14 protein-coding genes, 2 tRNA genes and 3 rRNA genes are annotated in these 19,094 nt (G+C 41.2%); 8 read left to right on the top strand and 11 right to left on the bottom strand.

Going from position 1 to position 19,094, the window contains the following annotated elements; translation table 11 throughout:
* Nucleotides 1-25: 25 nt before the first annotated feature.
* From mdtD to MKL35_RS17195, 4 genes are all read left to right on the top strand, one after another.
* Nucleotides 26-1,417, top strand: a complete 1,392-nt coding sequence (mdtD, locus tag MKL35_RS17210; RefSeq protein WP_006581192.1) for a multidrug transporter subunit MdtD — start codon at nucleotides 26-28, stop codon at nucleotides 1,415-1,417.
* A 77-nt stretch (nucleotides 1,418-1,494) separates the two neighbouring features.
* Nucleotides 1,495-2,253, top strand: a complete 759-nt coding sequence (locus MKL35_RS17205) for a glycoside hydrolase family 25 protein (protein WP_032011657.1) — start codon at nucleotides 1,495-1,497, stop codon at nucleotides 2,251-2,253.
* A gap of 1 nt (nucleotide 2,254) precedes the next feature.
* Entirely contained in the window at nucleotides 2,255-3,310 is a 1,056-nt protein-coding gene (gene dinB, locus MKL35_RS17200) for a DNA polymerase IV (protein WP_032011658.1), read from the top strand.
* A 321-nt stretch (nucleotides 3,311-3,631) separates the two neighbouring features.
* The gene (locus MKL35_RS17195; protein WP_004711002.1) at nucleotides 3,632-3,985 is read left to right on the top strand and encodes a RidA family protein; all 354 of its coding nucleotides are present in this window, start codon (nucleotides 3,632-3,634) and stop codon (nucleotides 3,983-3,985) included.
* Between the two features lie 154 nt (nucleotides 3,986-4,139).
* Here MKL35_RS17195 and MKL35_RS17190 read toward each other — a convergent pair whose 3' ends face one another.
* From MKL35_RS17190 to MKL35_RS17175, 4 genes are all read right to left on the bottom strand, one after another.
* Nucleotides 4,140-4,640 (bottom strand): DUF2726 domain-containing protein, encoded by a 501-nt coding sequence (locus MKL35_RS17190; RefSeq protein WP_002048972.1) that lies wholly within the window; start codon nucleotides 4,638-4,640, stop codon nucleotides 4,140-4,142.
* 314 nt (nucleotides 4,641-4,954) lie between these two features.
* Nucleotides 4,955-7,333 carry a YgiQ family radical SAM protein gene (locus MKL35_RS17185; RefSeq protein ID WP_031952150.1) on the bottom strand — a complete coding sequence of 793 codons (2,379 nt, stop codon included), beginning with the start codon at nucleotides 7,331-7,333 and terminating at the stop codon, nucleotides 4,955-4,957.
* 215 nt (nucleotides 7,334-7,548) lie between these two features.
* Nucleotides 7,549-8,808 carry an esterase-like activity of phytase family protein gene (locus MKL35_RS17180; protein WP_009505540.1) on the bottom strand — a complete coding sequence of 420 codons (1,260 nt, stop codon included), beginning with the start codon at nucleotides 8,806-8,808 and terminating at the stop codon, nucleotides 7,549-7,551.
* Nucleotides 8,809-8,954: 146 nt separating this feature from the next.
* On the bottom strand, nucleotides 8,955-9,359 hold the full coding sequence (locus MKL35_RS17175) for a helix-turn-helix domain-containing protein (protein ID WP_002048943.1): 405 nt from the start codon (nucleotides 9,357-9,359) through the stop codon (nucleotides 8,955-8,957).
* An 81-nt stretch (nucleotides 9,360-9,440) separates the two neighbouring features.
* Here MKL35_RS17175 and MKL35_RS17170 point away from each other — a divergent pair, with 81 nt between their 5' ends.
* From MKL35_RS17170 to MKL35_RS17155, 4 genes are all read left to right on the top strand, one after another.
* Entirely contained in the window at nucleotides 9,441-9,926 is a 486-nt protein-coding gene (locus MKL35_RS17170) for a DUF2938 domain-containing protein (RefSeq protein ID WP_009505553.1), read from the top strand.
* A gap of 18 nt (nucleotides 9,927-9,944) precedes the next feature.
* Nucleotides 9,945-10,511, top strand: a complete 567-nt coding sequence (locus MKL35_RS17165; protein WP_032011659.1) for a flavodoxin family protein — start codon at nucleotides 9,945-9,947, stop codon at nucleotides 10,509-10,511.
* Nucleotides 10,512-10,515: 4 nt separating this feature from the next.
* A complete protein-coding gene (locus MKL35_RS17160) occupies nucleotides 10,516-10,749 on the top strand; it encodes a DUF2798 domain-containing protein (protein ID WP_032011660.1) in 234 nt (77 codons plus the stop codon).
* A gap of 280 nt (nucleotides 10,750-11,029) precedes the next feature.
* Complete coding sequence (locus tag MKL35_RS17155) at nucleotides 11,030-11,638, top strand: lytic transglycosylase domain-containing protein (protein ID WP_079744838.1); 609 nt, start codon at nucleotides 11,030-11,032, stop codon at nucleotides 11,636-11,638.
* A gap of 52 nt (nucleotides 11,639-11,690) precedes the next feature.
* On the opposite strand, the gene cysK is transcribed toward MKL35_RS17155, so the two are convergent.
* The 7 genes from cysK to MKL35_RS17120 form a co-directional block, all read right to left on the bottom strand.
* A complete protein-coding gene (gene cysK / locus MKL35_RS17150) occupies nucleotides 11,691-12,689 on the bottom strand; it encodes a cysteine synthase A (protein ID WP_022575117.1) in 999 nt (332 codons plus the stop codon).
* A 151-nt stretch (nucleotides 12,690-12,840) separates the two neighbouring features.
* Nucleotides 12,841-13,383, bottom strand: a complete 543-nt coding sequence (locus MKL35_RS17145) for a GNAT family N-acetyltransferase (RefSeq protein WP_032011661.1) — start codon at nucleotides 13,381-13,383, stop codon at nucleotides 12,841-12,843.
* A 207-nt stretch (nucleotides 13,384-13,590) separates the two neighbouring features.
* Nucleotides 13,591-13,705, bottom strand: a 5S ribosomal RNA gene (gene rrf, locus MKL35_RS17140).
* Between the two features lie 179 nt (nucleotides 13,706-13,884).
* Nucleotides 13,885-16,775, bottom strand: a 23S ribosomal RNA gene (locus MKL35_RS17135).
* A gap of 340 nt (nucleotides 16,776-17,115) precedes the next feature.
* Nucleotides 17,116-17,191, bottom strand: a tRNA-Ala gene (locus MKL35_RS17130).
* 55 nt (nucleotides 17,192-17,246) lie between these two features.
* Nucleotides 17,247-17,323, bottom strand: a tRNA-Ile gene (locus MKL35_RS17125).
* A gap of 59 nt (nucleotides 17,324-17,382) precedes the next feature.
* Nucleotides 17,383-18,920: ribosomal RNA gene (locus MKL35_RS17120) — 16S ribosomal RNA — on the bottom strand.
* The 16S, 23S and 5S rRNA genes sit together here with 2 tRNA genes alongside, the layout of an rRNA operon.
* Nucleotides 18,921-19,094: the final 174 nt, after the last annotated feature.

Genomic DNA, 19,094 nt, shown 5'->3' with positions numbered 1-19,094 from the left:
GCGAAAACGTTAATTTTCAAATGTTATGAATGCCACGCCGACTCATCAAGCTTTGCAACCTGAATATCGCCTATTGGTTCTTTTGGTTTCCATTGGCTTTTTTATGCAGGCATTAGATACAACAATTGTAAATACAGCCATTCCTGCAATGGCACATCATTTAAATGAAGATCCATTACGTATGCATAGCGTGGTGGTAGCTTATGTTTTATCTGTGGCGGCCTGTATTCCTTTAAGTGGATGGTTGGCAGACCGCTTTGGTGTTAGAAATACGTTTTTATCAGCAATTGTTATTTTTACGCTTGCATCTTTAGGTTGTGGTCTTTCTCAAAGCCTTAATGAACTTTTATTTTTCCGTGTCATTCAGGGCGTAGGGGGCGCATTATTACTCCCCGTTGGTCGTTTATCACTTTTAAAAATTATTCCCCGAACTCAGTTCCTAGCTGCCATGAGTCTTATGAGTCTGGCAGGTTTACTTGGTCCTTTGGCTGGTCCCACACTCGGGGGCTGGCTCGTTGAAGTTGCAACATGGCACTGGATTTTTCTTATTAATATTCCAATGGGTATACTCGGTATATTAATGACATTAAAAGTCATGCCAAATGTAAAAGAACCTACGGTAAAATCCTTTGATCTTATTGGTTTTGTGCTCTTAGTCGTTGCAATGATTGGCTGGTCTTTAGGTATTGAACATATTGCCTCGCCTGAATACTCCAAATGGTTCAGTATTTCACTGTTAGTGGTGGGAGTAATCGCAACGCTTTGGTATGCCTATCATTCACATACACATCAAAATGCATTATTCCGTAGCCGTCTCTTTAGAAATAAAATTTATGCGATTGGTATTTTAGGCAATTTCTTCGCCCGCTTTGGTGGTAATGCCCTACCTTTTGTTTTACCACTCATGCTACAGGTCGCTTTTGGTTTTGAGCCATTCATTGCGGGATTAATGATGATTCCGCTAGTGTTAGGCTCGCTTTTCTCCAAGCCGATTGTTAGACCGATCATTCAGAAACTGGGTTATCGTCGCTTTCTGTTAATTAACACAACTTTAGTGGGACTATGTATTGCGTCTTTTGCCATTATGACTGTCGATACCCCAACTTGGTTTAGAGCTTTACACTTCTTCTTATTTGGTACATTAAACTCATTACAATTCGTAGGAATGAATACGCTCACCTTAAAAGATTTGCCTCAGCAAGATGCGAGTAGTGGGAATAGTTTCTTATCAATGATTATGATGCTTTCAATGAGTATTGGTGTTGCGCTAGCAGGTACACTCATCAATGTATTTACCAATTACTATGGTACAGCCCATGTAACAACAGCGTTCCATGTCACTCTTATTTGTTTAGGGTGTATTAATGTCATTACTGCGCTTATCTTTTGGCAAATTCCAAAAAATACACCTGTGTAAGCAGTTGCATTTTTAGCATGGTTTATATTTCTTAAATCACGCTATGATGTGGGCTTCATATCAATACTGAGTTTTGCATGACCAAGCTGGCAAAAACCTTTTCTGCACCACGCTACAATACCCTAATTGGGATTGTTTTAGCTTGTGTTATGGGGGTTCTGACTTACTTCGGTCTGTTCTACCAACAAAAAGCAATCGCTCAAGATTACCCTGTTCAAGGCTTTGATATTTCTCATCATCAAGACGATATCAACTGGAAAAAAATATCCCCAAAAAAATTCCAATTTGTTTATTTAAAAGCAACTGAAGGTGGTGATTATAAAGACCCAAAATTTCAAGAAAACTGGCTAAAAGCACGCGAACATGGATTTCATGTCGGGGCTTATCATTTTTATCGTTTATGCCGTGATGGTAAAACACAAGCTGAAAATTTTATTGCCACTGTGCCCAACAAGACCGATGCCCTTCCCCCTGTTATTGATTTGGAATATGATGGCAACTGTATTAATGCGCACACCAAAGAACAACTACTTAAAGAAATAGGCATCATGCATGACCGCTTAAAACAGCATTATGGTAAACAGCCTATCTTTTATATTTCCAAAACTTTTTACCACATTGTATTAATAGGTAGTTTCCCTAATACACCTCTGTGGGTCAGAGATTACGAAGGAAAACCTGAGCTTAAAGACAAAAGAAAATGGCTCTTTTGGCAACATAGTAATCAAGGTAAAATTGAAGGTATGACCAAGCCAGTAGACTTAAATGTTTATGAGGGTTCAGTCAAAGAATGGCACCAATTTTTACAGCAGCAAGGCATCGTGAAAGCACAATAATATGCGCAAAATCATTCATATCGATATGGATGCCTTTTATGCATCGGTCGAATTGCGAGAACGTCCTGATCTAAAGCATCTGCCCGTCGTTATATCTTCACATCATCCGCGCGCTGTTATTGCGGCAGCTTCTTACCCTGCTCGTGAGTTCGGTTTACGCTCTGCTATGTCTATGAGCCAAGCAAGAAAACTATGTCCTCAAGTTGTTATTATTGAACCTAATTTTGAAAAATATCGTGCTATCTCGGCTCAAATTCATAGTATCTTTCAACAATACACCACTCTTATTGAACCTTTATCTTTAGATGAAGCCTACCTCGATGTTACTGAAAATTTAAAACAAATCGCGAGTGCGACCGAAGTGGCCATGCATATACGAGAAGATATTTTCAGGCTAACAGGACTAACAGCTTCGGCTGGTGTAGCGCCTAATAAATTCTTGGCAAAAGTTGCGTCCGACTGGAATAAACCGAATGGCCTGTTTGTTATAAAACCGTCTCAAGTAGCCAGTTTTATTCAGGACTTGCCCTTAAAGAAAATTCCGGGGGTCGGTAAAGTTACCCAAGAAAAACTCCAACAGCTTGAGTTACATACGCTGGGTGACTTACAAAAAATTGAAGAAGCTGTTTTGGTTCACCACTTTGGTAAATATGGGCAACAGCTTTATTTATATGCCCAAGGCATCGACAACCGCCCTGTTCAAGCTGAACGTGCTCGTCAGCAAATTTCAAAAGAAACCACATTTGATAGTGACTTTACTTTAGCCCAGTGCCAACCCTACTGGCATGGCCTAGCCGAAAAAGTCTGGCAAAGTTTAGAGAAAAAGCAACTTAATGCTCGTGGTGTAAATATTAAGCTCAAACTTAAGAATTTCCAGACTTTGCAACACAGTAAAAGTTTTAAGAACCCAATTCATTCTCAACAAGACCTGATTCAAGTTTTATTCTTACTTTTAAATGAGATGCATATTCCCGAAAACTTCCAATTTCGGCTGATTGGTATTGGAGTTTATCAATTACAGACCAAAGCTGACGACTTTCAGTTGTCATTATGGTAAGTGTTGTTTTTTTATACAAAAGAACAACTTTTAAACAAAATCTATTCCCTTTTGCTCAAAGTTTGAAGTAATCTAATCAGCGCATATTCATTACCCATGTATTTGCAACATGTCAAAAACAACCTTTATTTTTGGCATATCGTCCTGTGATTGGCGCGACGACCAAATCCGAATATTACAGGGCACTTAAAGTACATGGAGCTTGCCCATTCTTATAAATCACAACAATAATCTACCCAAATTCTTTTGCACTTGCTTGCACCTGCCTACTAACTCTTCATAAAATCGAACTATTCCATAAAGAAACTTTAGAGCATTTTTATGACGGTAAAACGCTTACACGTGACTTCAAGATATTGTGAAGTGGCGATTTCGGGTAATTTGGTTCATTTAGCAGGACAGCTCGCTGATGATACCAGCGTGGACATTACGGCGCAGACGCAACAAACTTTAGACAATATTGATCGATTACTTGCTGAAGCTGGTACGGACAAGAGTCATATTCTTTCTGTCATGATTTTTCTAAAAGATATTGAAACGGATTATGCGGCTATGAATGCTGTATGGGATGCATGGATTAGCAAAGAGCATCCGCCTGCTCGTACTTGTGTGGAGTCTAAACTTTATGCACCTGATGTACTGGTAGAAATGACTGTCGTTGCAGTACTTCCTTAATTCTCTTTGATTTTAATTAATAAAAAAACTGAGCAATATTGATTAAGATAGTGCTCAGTTTTTTATGTTTTTAGAAATTTTAATTTCAGCATTTTATTCAAATCTTCTTTAATGAGCCCTAAAATTAAATTGCTATAACATCTAGTTATAACTTTTAAGACTTCACGAAAGCATTTGAAATTCTCTCTAACTGAGGTGTGGCAGGTAAAGTTGCCATCTCCGATTCAGGAGTTAATAAATCTCTTCTTAAGTCATGATAATCAGGCACACTGCTATAACGAAGTACACGATACCCTGCAAGTTGTAATAAACGGCGCTCATATTGCTGATGTGCTCGACGTAGCCCATTTTCCTCAAGCATAACCACCACAAAAACCTGATAATTTTGATCAAGTACAACAAAGTCAGCCGTCATATTCTGATATTTGCGGCGAGTATGAGCATATTTAGTCGTTAATAAGGCATCAAATGAAACATGAGCTAATACAGTAAATTTAGGCAATACTGTTTGTAAGCGGGTTAGTGTCATTTGTTCATGACTACTTAACACAGCGCGACGCTTTAAAGCACTGTCTTGCTGGTGCTTTCTTGAGAGACTTTTCACTGCCATCACGACAGTCAAAAAGAGTAATAAGATCGTAATTAAATAGTACATGGGTCCAATCCTTTAAGTTTTTTATAATGATTTTGCTAGATCACGCTTTGTTTTAATTGATAACGACATAGCCGTTTTTTAAAAGGTTCACTTAGTAATTTCACTTGTAGTTATCAAGCTTGGCTTAAATTTAGCCACCCTCACATTATTTATAATCATAGAGTCAGCAACAATCAAGTGCAGTTCGTCAGATTTTCAGAATTTATCATTTTTGATTACATTTTTTAGGTTAAAAATTCTCAAAAATCTCACTATACGATTTAAATCCCCTCTTCAAAAATAAAAAAGGCTCTGTTTAAGAGCCTTTTTTATCATTATCCACGAGCTTTGGATTTTGGTTTACTTTTGCCACCAAATGGTCTCTTCTCACCTGTTTCACGAGGAGGTAAACCCGTATGTTGAGTAAGTACCTGACCTTTTTGTGGACGCTTGTGATTTGAATGATTATTCGTTTGCTGGTTATTTCGTTTAACTGAGTCACCTGCTGTAGACGAATTTTTCTTACGGGCAGATTTATATTCCCCTTCAGTACCTTTTGGCTGATAAGTCGGAATTAAATGCTGCTTTGAATTACCAATTAAATCGGCACGGCCCATTTCTTTTAAGGCTTCACGAAGTAATGGCCAGTTATTTGGATCATGGTAACGTAAGAATGCTTTATGCAAACGACGACGTTTTTCACCTTTTACAATATCAACTTTTTCAGTATAGCGAGCGACTTTAGCAAGCGGGTTTTTACCCGAATAATACATCGTTGTTGCAGTTGCCATTGGTGAAGGATAGAAAGTCTGTACCTGATCGGCACGGAAACCATTCTTTTTCAACCAAATAGCAAGGTGCATCATGTCATAGTCTGAAGTACCCGGATGCGCAGCAATAAAGTAAGGAATTAGATATTGCTCTTTTCCTGCTTCTTTACTGAAACGGTCAAACATTTGCTTAAAACGATCATACGTACCAATACCCGGTTTCATCATCTTAGATAGCGGGCCTTGCTCAGTATGTTCAGGAGCAATTTTTAAATAACCACCCACGTGGTGTTGCACCAGCTCTTTGACATATTCAGGGTTCAATACTGCAAGGTCATAACGTAAACCTGAACCAATCAGAATCTTCTTCACACCTTTAATTGCGCGCGCTTTACGGTAAAGCTGCACTAATGGTGCATGATCGGTATGCAAGTTTTGACAAACGCCCGGATAAACACAAGAAGGTTTACGACAGTTCTTCTCAATTTCTGGGTCTTTACAGTGCAAACGGTACATGTTTGCTGTTGGACCACCTAAGTCTGAAATAATGCCGGTGAAATTTGGTGCCGTATCACGGATTTTTTCAATCTCACGTAAGATTGAATCTTCCGAACGATTTTGAATAATACGACCTTCATGTTCTGTAATTGAACAGAACGTACAACCACCAAAACAGCCACGCATAATGTTGACCGAGAATTTAATCATATCAAATGCAGGAAAACGAGCATCACCATAAGTAGGATGTGGCAACCGTGCATAAGGTAAATCAAACACATAATCCATTTCCTCAGTCGTTAGAGGAATTGGAGGTGGGTTAATCCATACATCACGTTCACCATGGCGTTGCACCAATGCACGGGCATTACCGGGATTAGTTTCAAGGTGCAAAATACGGTTTGCATGCGCGTAAAGCACTTGATCATTTGCCACTTCTTCAAAAGAAGGTAAACGAATGACCGCTAACTCTCGTGGTGGTAATTTGTGTTTAATTGCTTTTGATTGCGCAGGCTTTAGTTGAACAATTTGAGTGTCGTCATCTAGTTTATCGCCTTCACGTACAATCGGATTTGCAACAATCTCTTTTTGGAAATTTTGATATTGAGCTAAAGAGTTACCTTTTTCTTTCTCAACCTCACAGCCATCAATATCTTCAGTCATGACATAAGGGTTAATAATTGGATCAACACGCCCAATCGTATCTACGTCATTACTGGCAATTTCAACAAATTTTGCTTTAGATGCTCTGTTATTTTTATTAATAATAAATGCTGTCCCACGAACATCAGTAATCTCGTGGATTTTTTCGCCTTTAGCCAAACGGTGCATTACGTCAATAATGGCACGCTCACCATTACCATACATCAGCATATCGGCTTTTGAGTCCATTAAAATTGAACGACGCACTTTATCTGACCAATAATCATAGTGCGCGATACGACGTAAACTGCCCTCAATCCCACCTAATAATACTGGTACCTCTGGGAAAGCTTCACGACAACGTTGGCAATATACTGTTGCAGCACGGTCAGGACGTTTGTTCGGTTCATTATTTGGGGAATAGGCATCATCCGAACGGATTTTACGATCTGCCGTATAACGGTTAATCATCGAATCCATATTACCTGCGGTTACACCCCAAGCAATCGTTGGCTTACCTAAAACGCGGAAGCTTTCAACGTTGGTCCAGTCGGGCTGCGCAATAATTCCGACGCGGAAACCTTGTGCTTCAAGTACACGCCCAATCACACCCGACACAAATGATGGGTGGTCAATATAAGCATCACCACAGACTAAAATAAAGTCACACGCATCCCAGCCGAGTTGGTCCATTTCTTCTCGTGACATCGGCAAAAATGGCGCTGGTTCAAAACACGACGCCCAATATTTGTCGTAATCAAACAGCGCTTTTGGCGCAGTTTGCATGGTATAAGCGGTAGACATGGCTTGCGAATCTCGGCTAGCAGATGAAGGAGAGACATCTAAAGATGAAAGCCGATCATTTTAACATGAATTTCATTCATTTTCCTTGTTTATAAAACATACGAAAACAATAATATAGAAATTAATTTGATTAAAGTTTATCCAATATTTTATTCTCGGAATAAATACGGCGGAATAAAATCCGCCGTAGTCTTAACACAATTTATTTATAGGCATTAGAACAAAGCTTTTGGCAAACGAATTTGAATAATCTCATTATCATCAGCCAGTTTTGCGTTACGCCCAGTCGACCCTGGGAAGTTATTGTCATTTAGTACTGTAAGCGTTGTGCCATTTTCAATAATCACATCTTCAATGGTTTCAAACGGGAAAGCAAAAACTTGTCCCGTACCAATATCCCCTGCTCTTGCTGTGCCATACAACATATTCGGGTTAGCAATTTTAATTAAATCGACTAAATCTTCACGGCTTACTAGCTGGCCTGACTCATTCAATTTAATACGAATTAATTTTTTATATCCGCCTAAATTATTCTGAGTTGCATCACGCTCAATAATAATGCCTTCTTTATCATTAAAGAGTTGGAAATCTCCAATGTTGGTTGCCTTACTATCTAGCTGGAACCAATAATATTTTCCTGTATAGGCTTTTTTCTTAATATCGAATTGAGAAATCAGTAATTGTCTTTCCGTTTCCCGAATTGATTTAATTGGCTTTTCTATAAGCGGGTAAAGATACTGTCCATCTGGTGAAATTGCCATTCCTTCAAAACCACCACTTTGCTGAACCAAAGGCTCTACAAAATTAATTTGTGCTTTATTAAACTGATTTTGTGGTGAACGTAATTCTTGAGTCGGATTTAACGGATTTGGTAAAGGAATTGGGGCATCTAATAACACACCATCCGCTGAAAAATGAAGTAAATAAGGGCCAAACTCATCCCCAATCCAGTAAGTACCATCGCTAGTCCGTTGCATTGACTCTGGGTCAAAATCAGCACCCGTTAATAAACGCTCAGGCGTGTTACCATTTACGATATTAAAAGGAATTAACTTGTTTGGATCACGCAATTGAATAAAGCTTTGTACAGTAACTTGCCCTGTACCTTTGGCTTTAGTTTTAAAATCAGGTTTTAATTTATAAATACGAAGCAAAAAGTCAGAAGAATTATCTTGGGTACCAAAACCATTATCAGCCATTGCCATATAGCTACCATCTTCATTTTTTAATGCAGCCGAAAAACCTTGTACAGGCTGGCCTTTAAATGGCGGATAAATTCCATTTGCACCTTTTACATATGCACCAGAGTCTGGGCCAGCAGCATAGGTTTCTACAGGCAATTTGGCAAAAGAAATTAAAGTTGGTTCGGTAACGTTTTCTGCAGGTGAAGTTTGTTCTTGATCGTTATCATCATTACATGCCGTCAATCCTAAACTGGCACAGCATAATAATGCGACTAAAGTTTTTTTGCTCATGATTTTATACATTTGGTAAAAAATTAAGCAAATTTAATCAAGCTTATATGAAGTTTTTGCTTCAAAAAGATGAAATCTTTATGGCGAAAATATGACAAGCCCACTGCTCAATACAAACATAAATTAAATGTCTTCACTATAACGAATTAAAGTTTTGTTGGCTGATATTCTCCAGCAATTGCTGCTTTCAAAAAGTTCTGAAAGGTTGGGCATTCCATATGATTTTCGGCTGGACAGACAGCTGCATGTTGTAATCCTTGACTAATAAAATGTAATCGCTTTGCCATTTGCTCTAGTTGTTCAGCTTTATTTTTTAGTTTCTGACGATCAAGATCAGGCTTACCATCTTGTCCAAACATAGTAGCGATCTCATTTAAAGAAAATCCCGCAGCACGTCCTAAAGCAATAAGTGCCAGTTGATCAAGTACCTGCTTACCATACTGCCGACGTAAACCTTGCCTCCCAATTGACTTAATTAACCCCTTCTCTTCATAAAAACGTAGCGTAGCTGTTGTGACTTTTGCCTTCTTAGAAACTTCACCAATATCCATAACATCCTCTTGACTTAAAGTGAACTTGAACTTGCACAATAAATTTATCACGTTTCATACGTATAAAAGCAAGGTGTAAAAATGAATACCTCCACATTATTCTTTCAAGCTTTATGTCTTGGTGTTGGTGCAACAGTTATTATGGATATATGGCTGTTAATACTAAAAATATTTAAGATCCCGACTTTAAATTTTTCCTTTCTCGGACGCTGGGTAGGTTGGATATTTCAAGGAAAACTCATCCATCAATCTATCGCTCAAAGCCCTCAAATTCAGGGTGAATATTTATTGGGCTGGATTACTCATTATAGTGTTGGGATTATCTTTGCATTGAGCTTTCTTGTCATTGTCGGCTCAGATTGGCTCATTCATCCTCAGTTTTACTCAGCACTAATATTTGGTGTAGTCACTGTTCTAATTCCCTTTTTTATTATGCAACCGGCCATGGGTAGTGGTTTTGCTTCGTCAAAAACCCCGCACCCTTTTCTGAACTGTCTAAAAAGTTTACTGAATCATAGCTTTTTTGGCTGTGGTTTATATCTCACCGCAAAACTATTTCAAATTTAAATAAAAAGGAAATTATCCATGAAAACTGTTGCTATTATTTACTATAGTCGCCAAGGACATACCCAATTTATCGCTCAGCAAATTCAAACTGGTATTTTAAGCCATCAAGATATTGAAGTAGATTTACTCAATGCCGAAGATCTTATCGAGAACCCAGAAATTCTTAACCAATATGATGGCTTAATTTGGGGATCTCCTACTTATTTAGGTGGCGTATCTTCCAAATTAAAACAACTCATGGATGCAACGGGGCCATTATGGAAAAAGCAGAATTTTAAAGGAAAATTAGCAGCTGGATTTACCGTTTCTTCTCTTCCCGCGGGTGATAAACAATCGACACTAATTTCACTTTTTACCTTTTGTATGCAACACGGCATGCTCTGGGTCGGCAACCCAATTATGCCCGAGCAACATCAAGGTATTCCTTATGCTCTAGCAGCTAACCGTCTCGGTTCATGGTCAGGCTTAATGGCTCAGGCTGAACACGGCAGTAATGCCGATAGGTTTGATGAAGGAGATATTAAAACTGCTCAACAATTTGGAGAAAATTTTGCATTAACCTTGAATGCTTATCAAGGACTATAAACCCATGAAAGCACAGAAACTTTTATTCCTCTTAATTTTATCGGGAATGATGTCTTTTATCGTTTCAGGTATTTCAACTTTTAAAGTAGTAGGACTAAATCATTACTTCGTTTCATTGTGGATATCAGCTTGGATTATTGCATGGATACTGGCTTTTCCGAGTGTATTGATTTGTGCTCCTGTAGCCCAGAAACTCGTTGACCTTGTATTTAAGAAAGTTAAAAAAGTACGTCTGTAAGTTAAAACTTACAAAACTTGCGGTGATTTGCGGATATTCAGCTTTAGTATTATTTCATAATATATGAATCATAGAGAGATAGGATGTCTCATTGAAGAAGAATAAGAACGCAGGAAGCGGTAGTTGACAGGAGTTAGCTACATAAAGCTGAATACGAAGGAACCTCGACAGGATGTCGGGGTTTTTTCATTTCAATTATACAAAATTCTTACTTTTTAGATGTGCTGAGCAACAGAACTAATATTGATCCGATAAGTACGGCTAAATACCATCACTTTATTTGAAACTTCATTATTGGTTTTGTATTTTGCTTACCCCATCTTTAACCCAAAATCGTTTTGAACCATCACAATTACACATCCTTAGTCTCAAATTTTTCATAATTTTCTTGATGATCATAATGACAGGATGTACAAGCTTAGGCCCCAATAGTGGCTCATTTTCTTGGCGTTCTAATAAGTTATCGTCAGGCTTACAAAAAGCTTATTCCGTTCCGCCGAGTACAGCCAATCGATTATCTCCAATGATTATTCAAAGTGCTGACAAATATAATGTTCCTCCTCTTTTACTCGCGGCAGTTATCAGACAAGAGTCGAACTATAATAGTAATGCCCGCTCTCCGACTGGGGCTGTTGGTTTAACTCAAATTATTCCAAGCTATTGGCAACAAACTTGTGCTGGTAATTTATATGATGAATCTACAAATATCCAATGTGGTGCTTATATTTTAAATCATTACTATCAAACCGCAGATAGCTGGTTCAAAGCCACGGCCTATTATAATGTTGGGCCAACAGGATATGAGCGAAGCTTCTGGACCCGCCACAAAGCGAAAAAATATGCTCGATCTATTAAGCACCATCAAAAAAACTTAAAAAGTGCCTTATAAATAAGCTTAAATAAAAGCCCATCAATGGATGGGCTTTTTTATGCGATTAATTTTATTCGTCAAATAAACCTTCAAATAAGACAGAAGACAAATAACGCTCCCCACTGTCTGGCAGAATAACAACAATAGTTTTACCAGCATTTTCAGGACGTTCTGCAATTTTTGCAGCAGCAGCCAGGGCAGCGCCACTTGAAATACCCACTAAAATACCTTCTTGGGTTGCACAGTTTCTCGCCCATTGAATTGCTTCTTCGCTACTCACTGGTAAGACTTCATCCACAAGGTCCAAATCAAGATTCTTTGGAATAAAGTTCGCACCAATTCCCTGAATTTTATGTGGTGCAGGTGTAATGTTTTCACCATTTTTGGTTTGAGTAATAATTGGAGACTCAGCAGGTTCAACTGCTACTGAATACAAAGGTTTATTTTGAACCTGTTCAAAGTAACGAGAAATACCTGTAATCGTACCGCCAGTACCAACGCCCGCAACTAAAATATCGACCTGCCCACCTGTAGCTTGCCAAATTTCAGGACCAGTTGTGTCTACATGAATTTGTGGATTCGCTGGGTTTTCAAATTGTTGTGGCAAGAAATAAAGATCTGGCTGTTCAGTTGCTAATCGTATAGCCTCATCAACTGCACCTTTCATTCCTTTTGCGGGTTCAGTTAATACCAAATTAGCACCTAAAGCTTTTAATACTTTTCTACGCTCAAGGCTCATACTTGCAGGCATAGTTAAAGTTATTGGATATCCTTTTGCCGCAGCAACAAACGCCAATGCAATACCAGTATTACCACTGGTTGGCTCAACAATGTGCATACCTTCTTTTAATACACCACGTTTCTCTGCATCTGCAATAAGTGCCGCTCCGATGCGGCATTTCACAGAAAATGCAGGGTTACGGCTTTCCACTTTTGCTAATACGGTTGCGCCCGGTTTAATCAAACGGTTAATACGTACTAAAGGTGTATTACCAATAGCTTCGGCATTATTGGAATATACCGCGATACCTAAATTGTTGGGAGTTGGAAATTGCTGGTCGGTAGACATGTTATATCCTTATTAGATTTGGAATGATTCTGAATCATTATAGGCTTGTCTAATAAACAGAAAAGTAGAAAAAGTTAAGTAATATAAAAAAATGACAGCTACATCTAAATTAGACTTAGAAAAAAATAATAAAATTATTAGACCATTCTAACTACCAAACCTCACCCTCTCGCCATTCTGCGCAAATACTATCGCCCTGTGAGCGATGCAATAGTAGATCTTTCATAGAGATACTCAAAGGATATAGCATAATTTCATAGTCATCAGTCAGATAAGTAGATGTATCTTGTTTGATGTACAAATCTCCCCACCAAGTAGTCCAACCTAATTTTTTATAAAACGCTTCATCTTCTGGTTGTAATGCAGCAAGTTCATATTCCAAATCAGTTAATGCTTCAACTAAATATTTTAGTAATTGTGATGCAAGCCCCTTACCTCTCATCGTGTAATCAGTAGTCACATACTCTACATAAGCAGTTTTTACATTGGAGCTACCATTTATAGTAAAAACTCTATCCGTCCATAAGGCATGTGAAACAATTTGATCATCTAATATACCCACGACATGAAATGCTTTTTGCATGAAAGCATATTGGCTCCAAGGATCTTCATCAAAAGCAGCAAAACATAATTCAGCAATTTGATGGCGTTGATTTTTATCTAGATCTTGGGCTGCGATAATTTTGAACAGCATAGATGAAAACTCAAATTTAACTATTTATAGATTAAGCAAAGATTGGAATATTATGAAACGTTTTTTTATTACATTGAACTAAGACCCTATATCTCTAAAATAGAGTAACTGTATAAATCTGATTTTTAGTTATGTGTTTTCACTTTATTTCTTCGCCCATAAAAAAACACCCCGACCTCTTTTGAGATTGGGGTGTTTAGAATAATGAGCTGGCGATGACTTACTCTCACATGGGTAACCCCACACTACCATCAGCGCTAAGAGGTTTCACTTCTGAGTTCGGGAAGGGATCAGGTGGTTCACTCTTGCTATGGTCGCCAGCACAACTGTTTATGGATACTTGCTTTGGTCTTATTGACTGCCGAAGCGTTTTCCAAATCTTTACAGACTGGGCTGATTGAATCTGATTGTGTTCATTTTATCTAGTGGAATAACTAAATCAAGTTGCTTTGTAGATTTATGAATCGATTGATGCTTTATATACAACTGCTTGGGTGTTGTATAGTCAAGCCTCACGAGCAATTAGTATTGGTCAGCTTCACATATCACTATGCTTCCACATCCAACCTATCAACGTCCTAGTCTCGAACGGCTCTTTAGAGGAATAAATTCCTAGGGAAATCTTATCTTGAGGTAGGCTTCCCGCTTAGATGCTTTCAGCGGTTATCCCTTCCGAACATAGCTACCCGGCGATGCGACTGGCGTCACAACCGGTACACCAGAGGTTCGTCCACTCTGGTCCTCTCGTACTAGGAGCAGATCCTCTCAAATTTCCAGCGCCCACGGTAGATAGGGACCGAACTGTCTCACGACGTTCTAAACCCAGCTCGCGTACCTCTTTAAATGGCGAACAGCCATACCCTTGGGACCTGCTTCAGCCCCAGGATGAGATGAGCCGACATCGAGGTGCCAAACACCGCCGTCGATATGAACTCTTGGGCGGTATCAGCCTGTTATCCCCAGAGTACCTTTTATCCGTTGAGCGATGGCCCTTCCATACAGAACCACCGGATCACTAAGACCTACTTTCGTACCTGCTCGACTTGTGGGTCTCGCAGTTAAGCGCGCTTTTGCCTTTATACTCTACGCGTGATTTCCGACCACGCTGAGCGCACCTTCGTACTCCTCCGTTACTCTTTAGGAGGAGACCGCCCCAGTCAAACTACCCACCAGACACGGTCCTCGTCCCGGATAACGGGACAGAGTTAGAACCTCAACATTACCAGGGTGGTATTTCAAGGACGGCTCCATTGGAACTAGCGTTCCAACTTCAAAGCCTCCCACCTATCCTACACAAGTAAGGTCAAAGTTCAGTGTCAAGCTGCAGTAAAGGTTCACGGGGTCTTTCCGTCTAGCCGCGGGTACACTGCATCTTCACAGCGATTTCGATTTCACTGAGCCTCTGCTGGAGACAGCGCCGCCATCATTATGCCATTCGTGCAGGTCGGAACTTACCCGACAAGGAATTTCGCTACCTTAGGACCGTTATAGTTACGGCCGCCGTTTACTGGGGCTTCGATCAAGAGCTTCGCTTACGCTAACCCCATCAATTAACCTTCCAGCACCGGGCAGGCATCACACCCTATACGTCCACTTTCGTGTTTGCAGAGTGCTATGTTTTTAATAAACAGTTGCAGCGGCCTGGTTTCTGCGGCTGTCATCAGCTCAGGAAGCAAGTTCCATCACCAACAACAGCGTACCTTCTCCCGAAGTTACGGTACCATTTTGCCTAGTTCCTTCAGCAGAGTTCTCTCAAGCGCCTTGGTCTACTCGACCTGACCACCTGTGTCGGTTTCGGGTACGATTCCTGTGTAACTGAAGCTTAGAGACTTTTCCTGGAAGCATGGTATCAGCCACTTCGCTGTACAAGTACAGCTTGCTATCGGATCTCAGTATAGAGTACCCCGGATTTGCCTAAGATACATACCTACATCCTTCCACCTGGACAACCAACGCCAGGCTGACTTAACCTTCTCCGTCCTCTCATCGCATTACACAGAAGTATTGGAATATTAACCAATTTCCCATCGACTACGCCTTTCGGCCTCGCCTTAGGGGTCGACTCACCCAGCCCCGATTAACGTTGGACTGGAACCCTTGGTCTTTCGGCGAACGGGTTTTTCACCCGTTTTGTCGTTACTCACGTCAGCATTCGCACTTCTGATACCTCCAGCATACTTCTCAATACACCTTCATCGGCTTACAGAACGCTCCCCTACCACTTGACTAATGTCAAATCCGCAGCTTCGGCACATAGTTTTAGCCCCGTTACATCTTCCGCGCAGGCCGACTCGACTAGTGAGCTATTACGCTTTCTTTAAAGGGTGGCTGCTTCTAAGCCAACCTCCTAGCTGTCTATGCCTTCCCACATCGTTTCCCACTTAACTATGATTTTGGGGCCTTAGCTGGCGGTCTGGATTGTTTTCCTCTTGACTACGGACGTTAGCACCCGCAGTCTGTCTCCCGGATAGTACTCATAGGTATTCGGAGTTTGCATCGGTTTGGTAAGTCGGGATGACCCCCTAGCCGAAACAGTGCTCTACCCCCTATGGTATTCGTCCGAGGCGCTACCTAAATAGCTTTCGGGGAGAACCAGCTATCACCAGGCTTGATTAGCCTTTCACCCCTATCCACAAGTCATCCCCTGGCTTTTCAACGACAGTGGGTTCGGTCCTCCAGTTAGTGTTACCCAACCTTCAACCTGCTCATGGATAGATCGCCTGGTTTCGGGTCTATACCCAGCAACTAAACGCCCTATTAAGACTCGATTTCTCTACGGCTCCCCTATACGGTTAACCTCGCTACTGAATATAAGTCGCTGACCCATTATACAAAAGGTACGCAGTCACACCACGAAGGTGCTCCCACTGCTTGTATGCATGCGGTTTCAGGATCTATTTCACTCCCCTCACAGGGGTTCTTTTCGCCTTTCCCTCACGGTACTGGTTCACTATCGGTCAGTCAGGAGTATTTAGCCTTGGAGGATGGTCCCCCCATATTCAGACAAGGTTTCACGTGCCTCGCCCTACTCGTCATCATTATGTGTGCCCTTTCGTGTACGGGAATATCACCCTCTACGTTCGCACTTCCCAGAGCGTTCCACTAAAACACACATAACTTAATGGGCTGATCCCCGTTCGCTCGCCGCTACTGAGGGAATCTCAATTGATTTCTTTTCCTAAGGGTACTGAGATGTTTCACTTCCCCTCGTTCGCCTTGCAACACTATGTATTCATGTTGCAATACCTACCTTAAAGTAGGTGGGTTCCCCCATTCAGACATCTCCGGATCAAAGGATATTTGCCGCCTCCCCGGAGCTTTTCGCAGGCTATCACGTCTTTCATCGCCTCTGACTGCCAAGGCATCCACCACATGCACTTAATTACTTGACTATACAACCCCAAACAGTCGACGTTACCTACAAGTTAGTAACTTCAACATTTCAGTTTAGAGTACTGTGTATTTAAACACTGTACAGCTTCAATCTAAATTCATATACCAAAACGCTTGATTCAGTTAATTTGCTAGTTCTCAATTCATTCAGATTAATTGCTTAATCTAAACTCTTGAGTGAACAATTTATTTCAGACTCAATTTTGCCAATCTGTTAATGAATAAACATGCCTTCGTCAGGTCATGCTTAATACCGTGATACTTAAATCACAGAAGTTAATAAACCAAGACCGAAATCTCTATTTACTAATTTCTGTAATCCGAACTTATCTTAAGTTCTGGTGGAGACTAGGAGAGTCGAACTCCTGACCTCCTGCGTGCAAAGCAGGCGCTCTACCAACTAAGCTAAGTCCCCAGCTTACATCATCAGTCATGTATCTTTTATCTATAACTTTAACCAGTCAAAGTCATGGTGGGTCTGACAAGACTTGAACTTGTGACCCCACGCTTATCAAGCGTGTGCTCTAACCAACTGAGCTACAGACCCTCAGATACATCTATGAAGAACAACTTGTTGTGGATTCTTACCAATCGTCAATCTTTCGTTAAGGAGGTGATCCAGCCGCAGGTTCCCCTACGGCTACCTTGTTACGACTTCACCCCAGTCATCGGCCACACCGTGGTAACCGCCCTCTTTGCAGTTAGGCTAGCTACTTCTGGTGCAACAAACTCCCATGGTGTGACGGGCGGTGTGTACAAGGCCCGGGAACGTATTCACCGCGGCATTCTGATCCGCGATTACTAGCGATTCCGACTTCATGGAGTCGAGTTGCAGACTCCAATCCGGACTACGATCGGCTTTTTGAGATTAGCATCACATCGCTGTGTAGCAACCCTTTGTACCGACCATTGTAGCACGTGTGTAGCCCTGGCCGTAAGGGCCATGATGACTTGACGTCGTCCCCGCCTTCCTCCAGTTTGTCACTGGCAGTATCCTTAAAGTTCCCGACATTACTCGCTGGCAAATAAGGAAAAGGGTTGCGCTCGTTGCGGGACTTAACCCAACATCTCACGACACGAGCTGACGACAGCCATGCAGCACCTGTATGTAAGTTCCCGAAGGCACCAATCCATCTCTGGAAAGTTCTTACTATGTCAAGGCCAGGTAAGGTTCTTCGCGTTGCATCGAATTAAACCACATGCTCCACCGCTTGTGCGGGCCCCCGTCAATTCATTTGAGTTTTAGTCTTGCGACCGTACTCCCCAGGCGGTCTACTTATCGCGTTAGCTGCGCCACTAAAGCCTCAAAGGCCCCAACGGCTAGTAGACATCGTTTACGGCATGGACTACCAGGGTATCTAATCCTGTTTGCTCCCCATGCTTTCGCACCTCAGCGTCAGTGTTAGGCCAGATGGCTGCCTTCGCCATCGGTATTCCTCCAGATCTCTACGCATTTCACCGCTACACCTGGAATTCTACCATCCTCTCCCACACTCTAGCTAACCAGTATCGAATGCAATTCCCAAGTTAAGCTCGGGGATTTCACATTTGACTTAATTAGCCGCCTACGCGCGCTTTACGCCCAGTAAATCCGATTAACGCTTGCACCCTCTGTATTACCGCGGCTGCTGGCACAGAGTTAGCCGGTGCTTATTCTGCGAGTAACGTCCACTATCTCTAGGTATTATCTAAAGTAGCCTCCTCCTCGCTTAAAGTGCTTTACAACCATAAGGCCTTCTTCACACACGCGGCATGGCTGGATCAGGCTTGCGCCCATTGTCCAATATTCCCCACTGCTGCCTCCCGTAGGAGTCTGGGCCGTGTCTCAGTCCCAGTGTGGCGGATCATCCTCTCAGACCCGCTACAGATCGTCGCCTTGGTAGGCCTTTACCCCACCAACTAGCTAATCCGACTTAGGCTCATCTATTAGCGCAAGGTCCGAAGATCCCCTGCTTTCTCCCGTAGGACGTATGCGGTATTAGCATCCCTTTCGAGATGTTGTCCCCCACTAATAGGCAGATTCCTAAGCATTACTCACCCGTCCGCCGCTAGGTCCGGTAGCAAGCTACCTTCCCCCGCTCGACTTGCATGTGTTAAGCCTGCCGCCAGCGTTCAATCTGAGCCATGATCAAACTCTTCAGTTAAAATCATTTTGCACCTTATTTATAGACAAGGTGCCAATTCTGGCTCATCAATTACTGACTTAAATTTCGCTCAAATAAACTTCGAGTAATTTAAACCAATCAATCAATGAAAATTATTTCGATTAATCAATCAGTAAAAATCCACACAAGTTGTTCTTCAATTCTCTTAATGAT

The organism is Acinetobacter sp. AOR41_HL (genome assembly GCF_027854645.1).
GTDB classification, from domain to species: Bacteria; Pseudomonadota; Gammaproteobacteria; order Pseudomonadales; family Moraxellaceae; genus Acinetobacter; species Acinetobacter nosocomialis.
Note: the sequence above shows the minus strand (reverse complement) of the source record. Positions and strands in the feature narration are given on the sequence as shown.

What these genes read in the sequence shown, in the direction of transcription:
- MKL35_RS17170 (WP_009505553.1), top strand. Translation starts at nt 9,441, where the DNA reads ATGAATACCTCCACATTATTCTTTCAAGCTTTATGTCTTGGTGTTGGT.
- mdtD (WP_006581192.1), top strand. Translation starts at nt 26, where the DNA reads ATGAATGCCACGCCGACTCATCAAGCTTTGCAACCTGAATATCGCCTA.
- MKL35_RS17180 (WP_009505540.1), bottom strand. Translation starts at nt 8,808, where the DNA reads ATGAGCAAAAAAACTTTAGTCGCATTATTATGCTGTGCCAGTTTAGGA.
- dinB (WP_032011658.1), top strand. Translation starts at nt 2,255, where the DNA reads ATGCGCAAAATCATTCATATCGATATGGATGCCTTTTATGCATCGGTC.
- MKL35_RS17190 (WP_002048972.1), bottom strand. Translation starts at nt 4,640, where the DNA reads ATGTACTATTTAATTACGATCTTATTACTCTTTTTGACTGTCGTGATG.
- MKL35_RS17175 (WP_002048943.1), bottom strand. Translation starts at nt 9,359, where the DNA reads ATGGATATTGGTGAAGTTTCTAAGAAGGCAAAAGTCACAACAGCTACG.
- MKL35_RS17185 (WP_031952150.1), bottom strand. Translation starts at nt 7,333, where the DNA reads ATGTCTACCGCTTATACCATGCAAACTGCGCCAAAAGCGCTGTTTGAT.
- MKL35_RS17165 (WP_032011659.1), top strand. Translation starts at nt 9,945, where the DNA reads ATGAAAACTGTTGCTATTATTTACTATAGTCGCCAAGGACATACCCAA.
- MKL35_RS17145 (WP_032011661.1), bottom strand. Translation starts at nt 13,383, where the DNA reads ATGCTGTTCAAAATTATCGCAGCCCAAGATCTAGATAAAAATCAACGC.
- MKL35_RS17205 (WP_032011657.1), top strand. Translation starts at nt 1,495, where the DNA reads ATGACCAAGCTGGCAAAAACCTTTTCTGCACCACGCTACAATACCCTA.
- cysK (WP_022575117.1), bottom strand. Translation starts at nt 12,689, where the DNA reads ATGTCTACCGACCAGCAATTTCCAACTCCCAACAATTTAGGTATCGCG.
- MKL35_RS17195 (WP_004711002.1), top strand. Translation starts at nt 3,632, where the DNA reads ATGACGGTAAAACGCTTACACGTGACTTCAAGATATTGTGAAGTGGCG.
- MKL35_RS17160 (WP_032011660.1), top strand. Translation starts at nt 10,516, where the DNA reads ATGAAAGCACAGAAACTTTTATTCCTCTTAATTTTATCGGGAATGATG.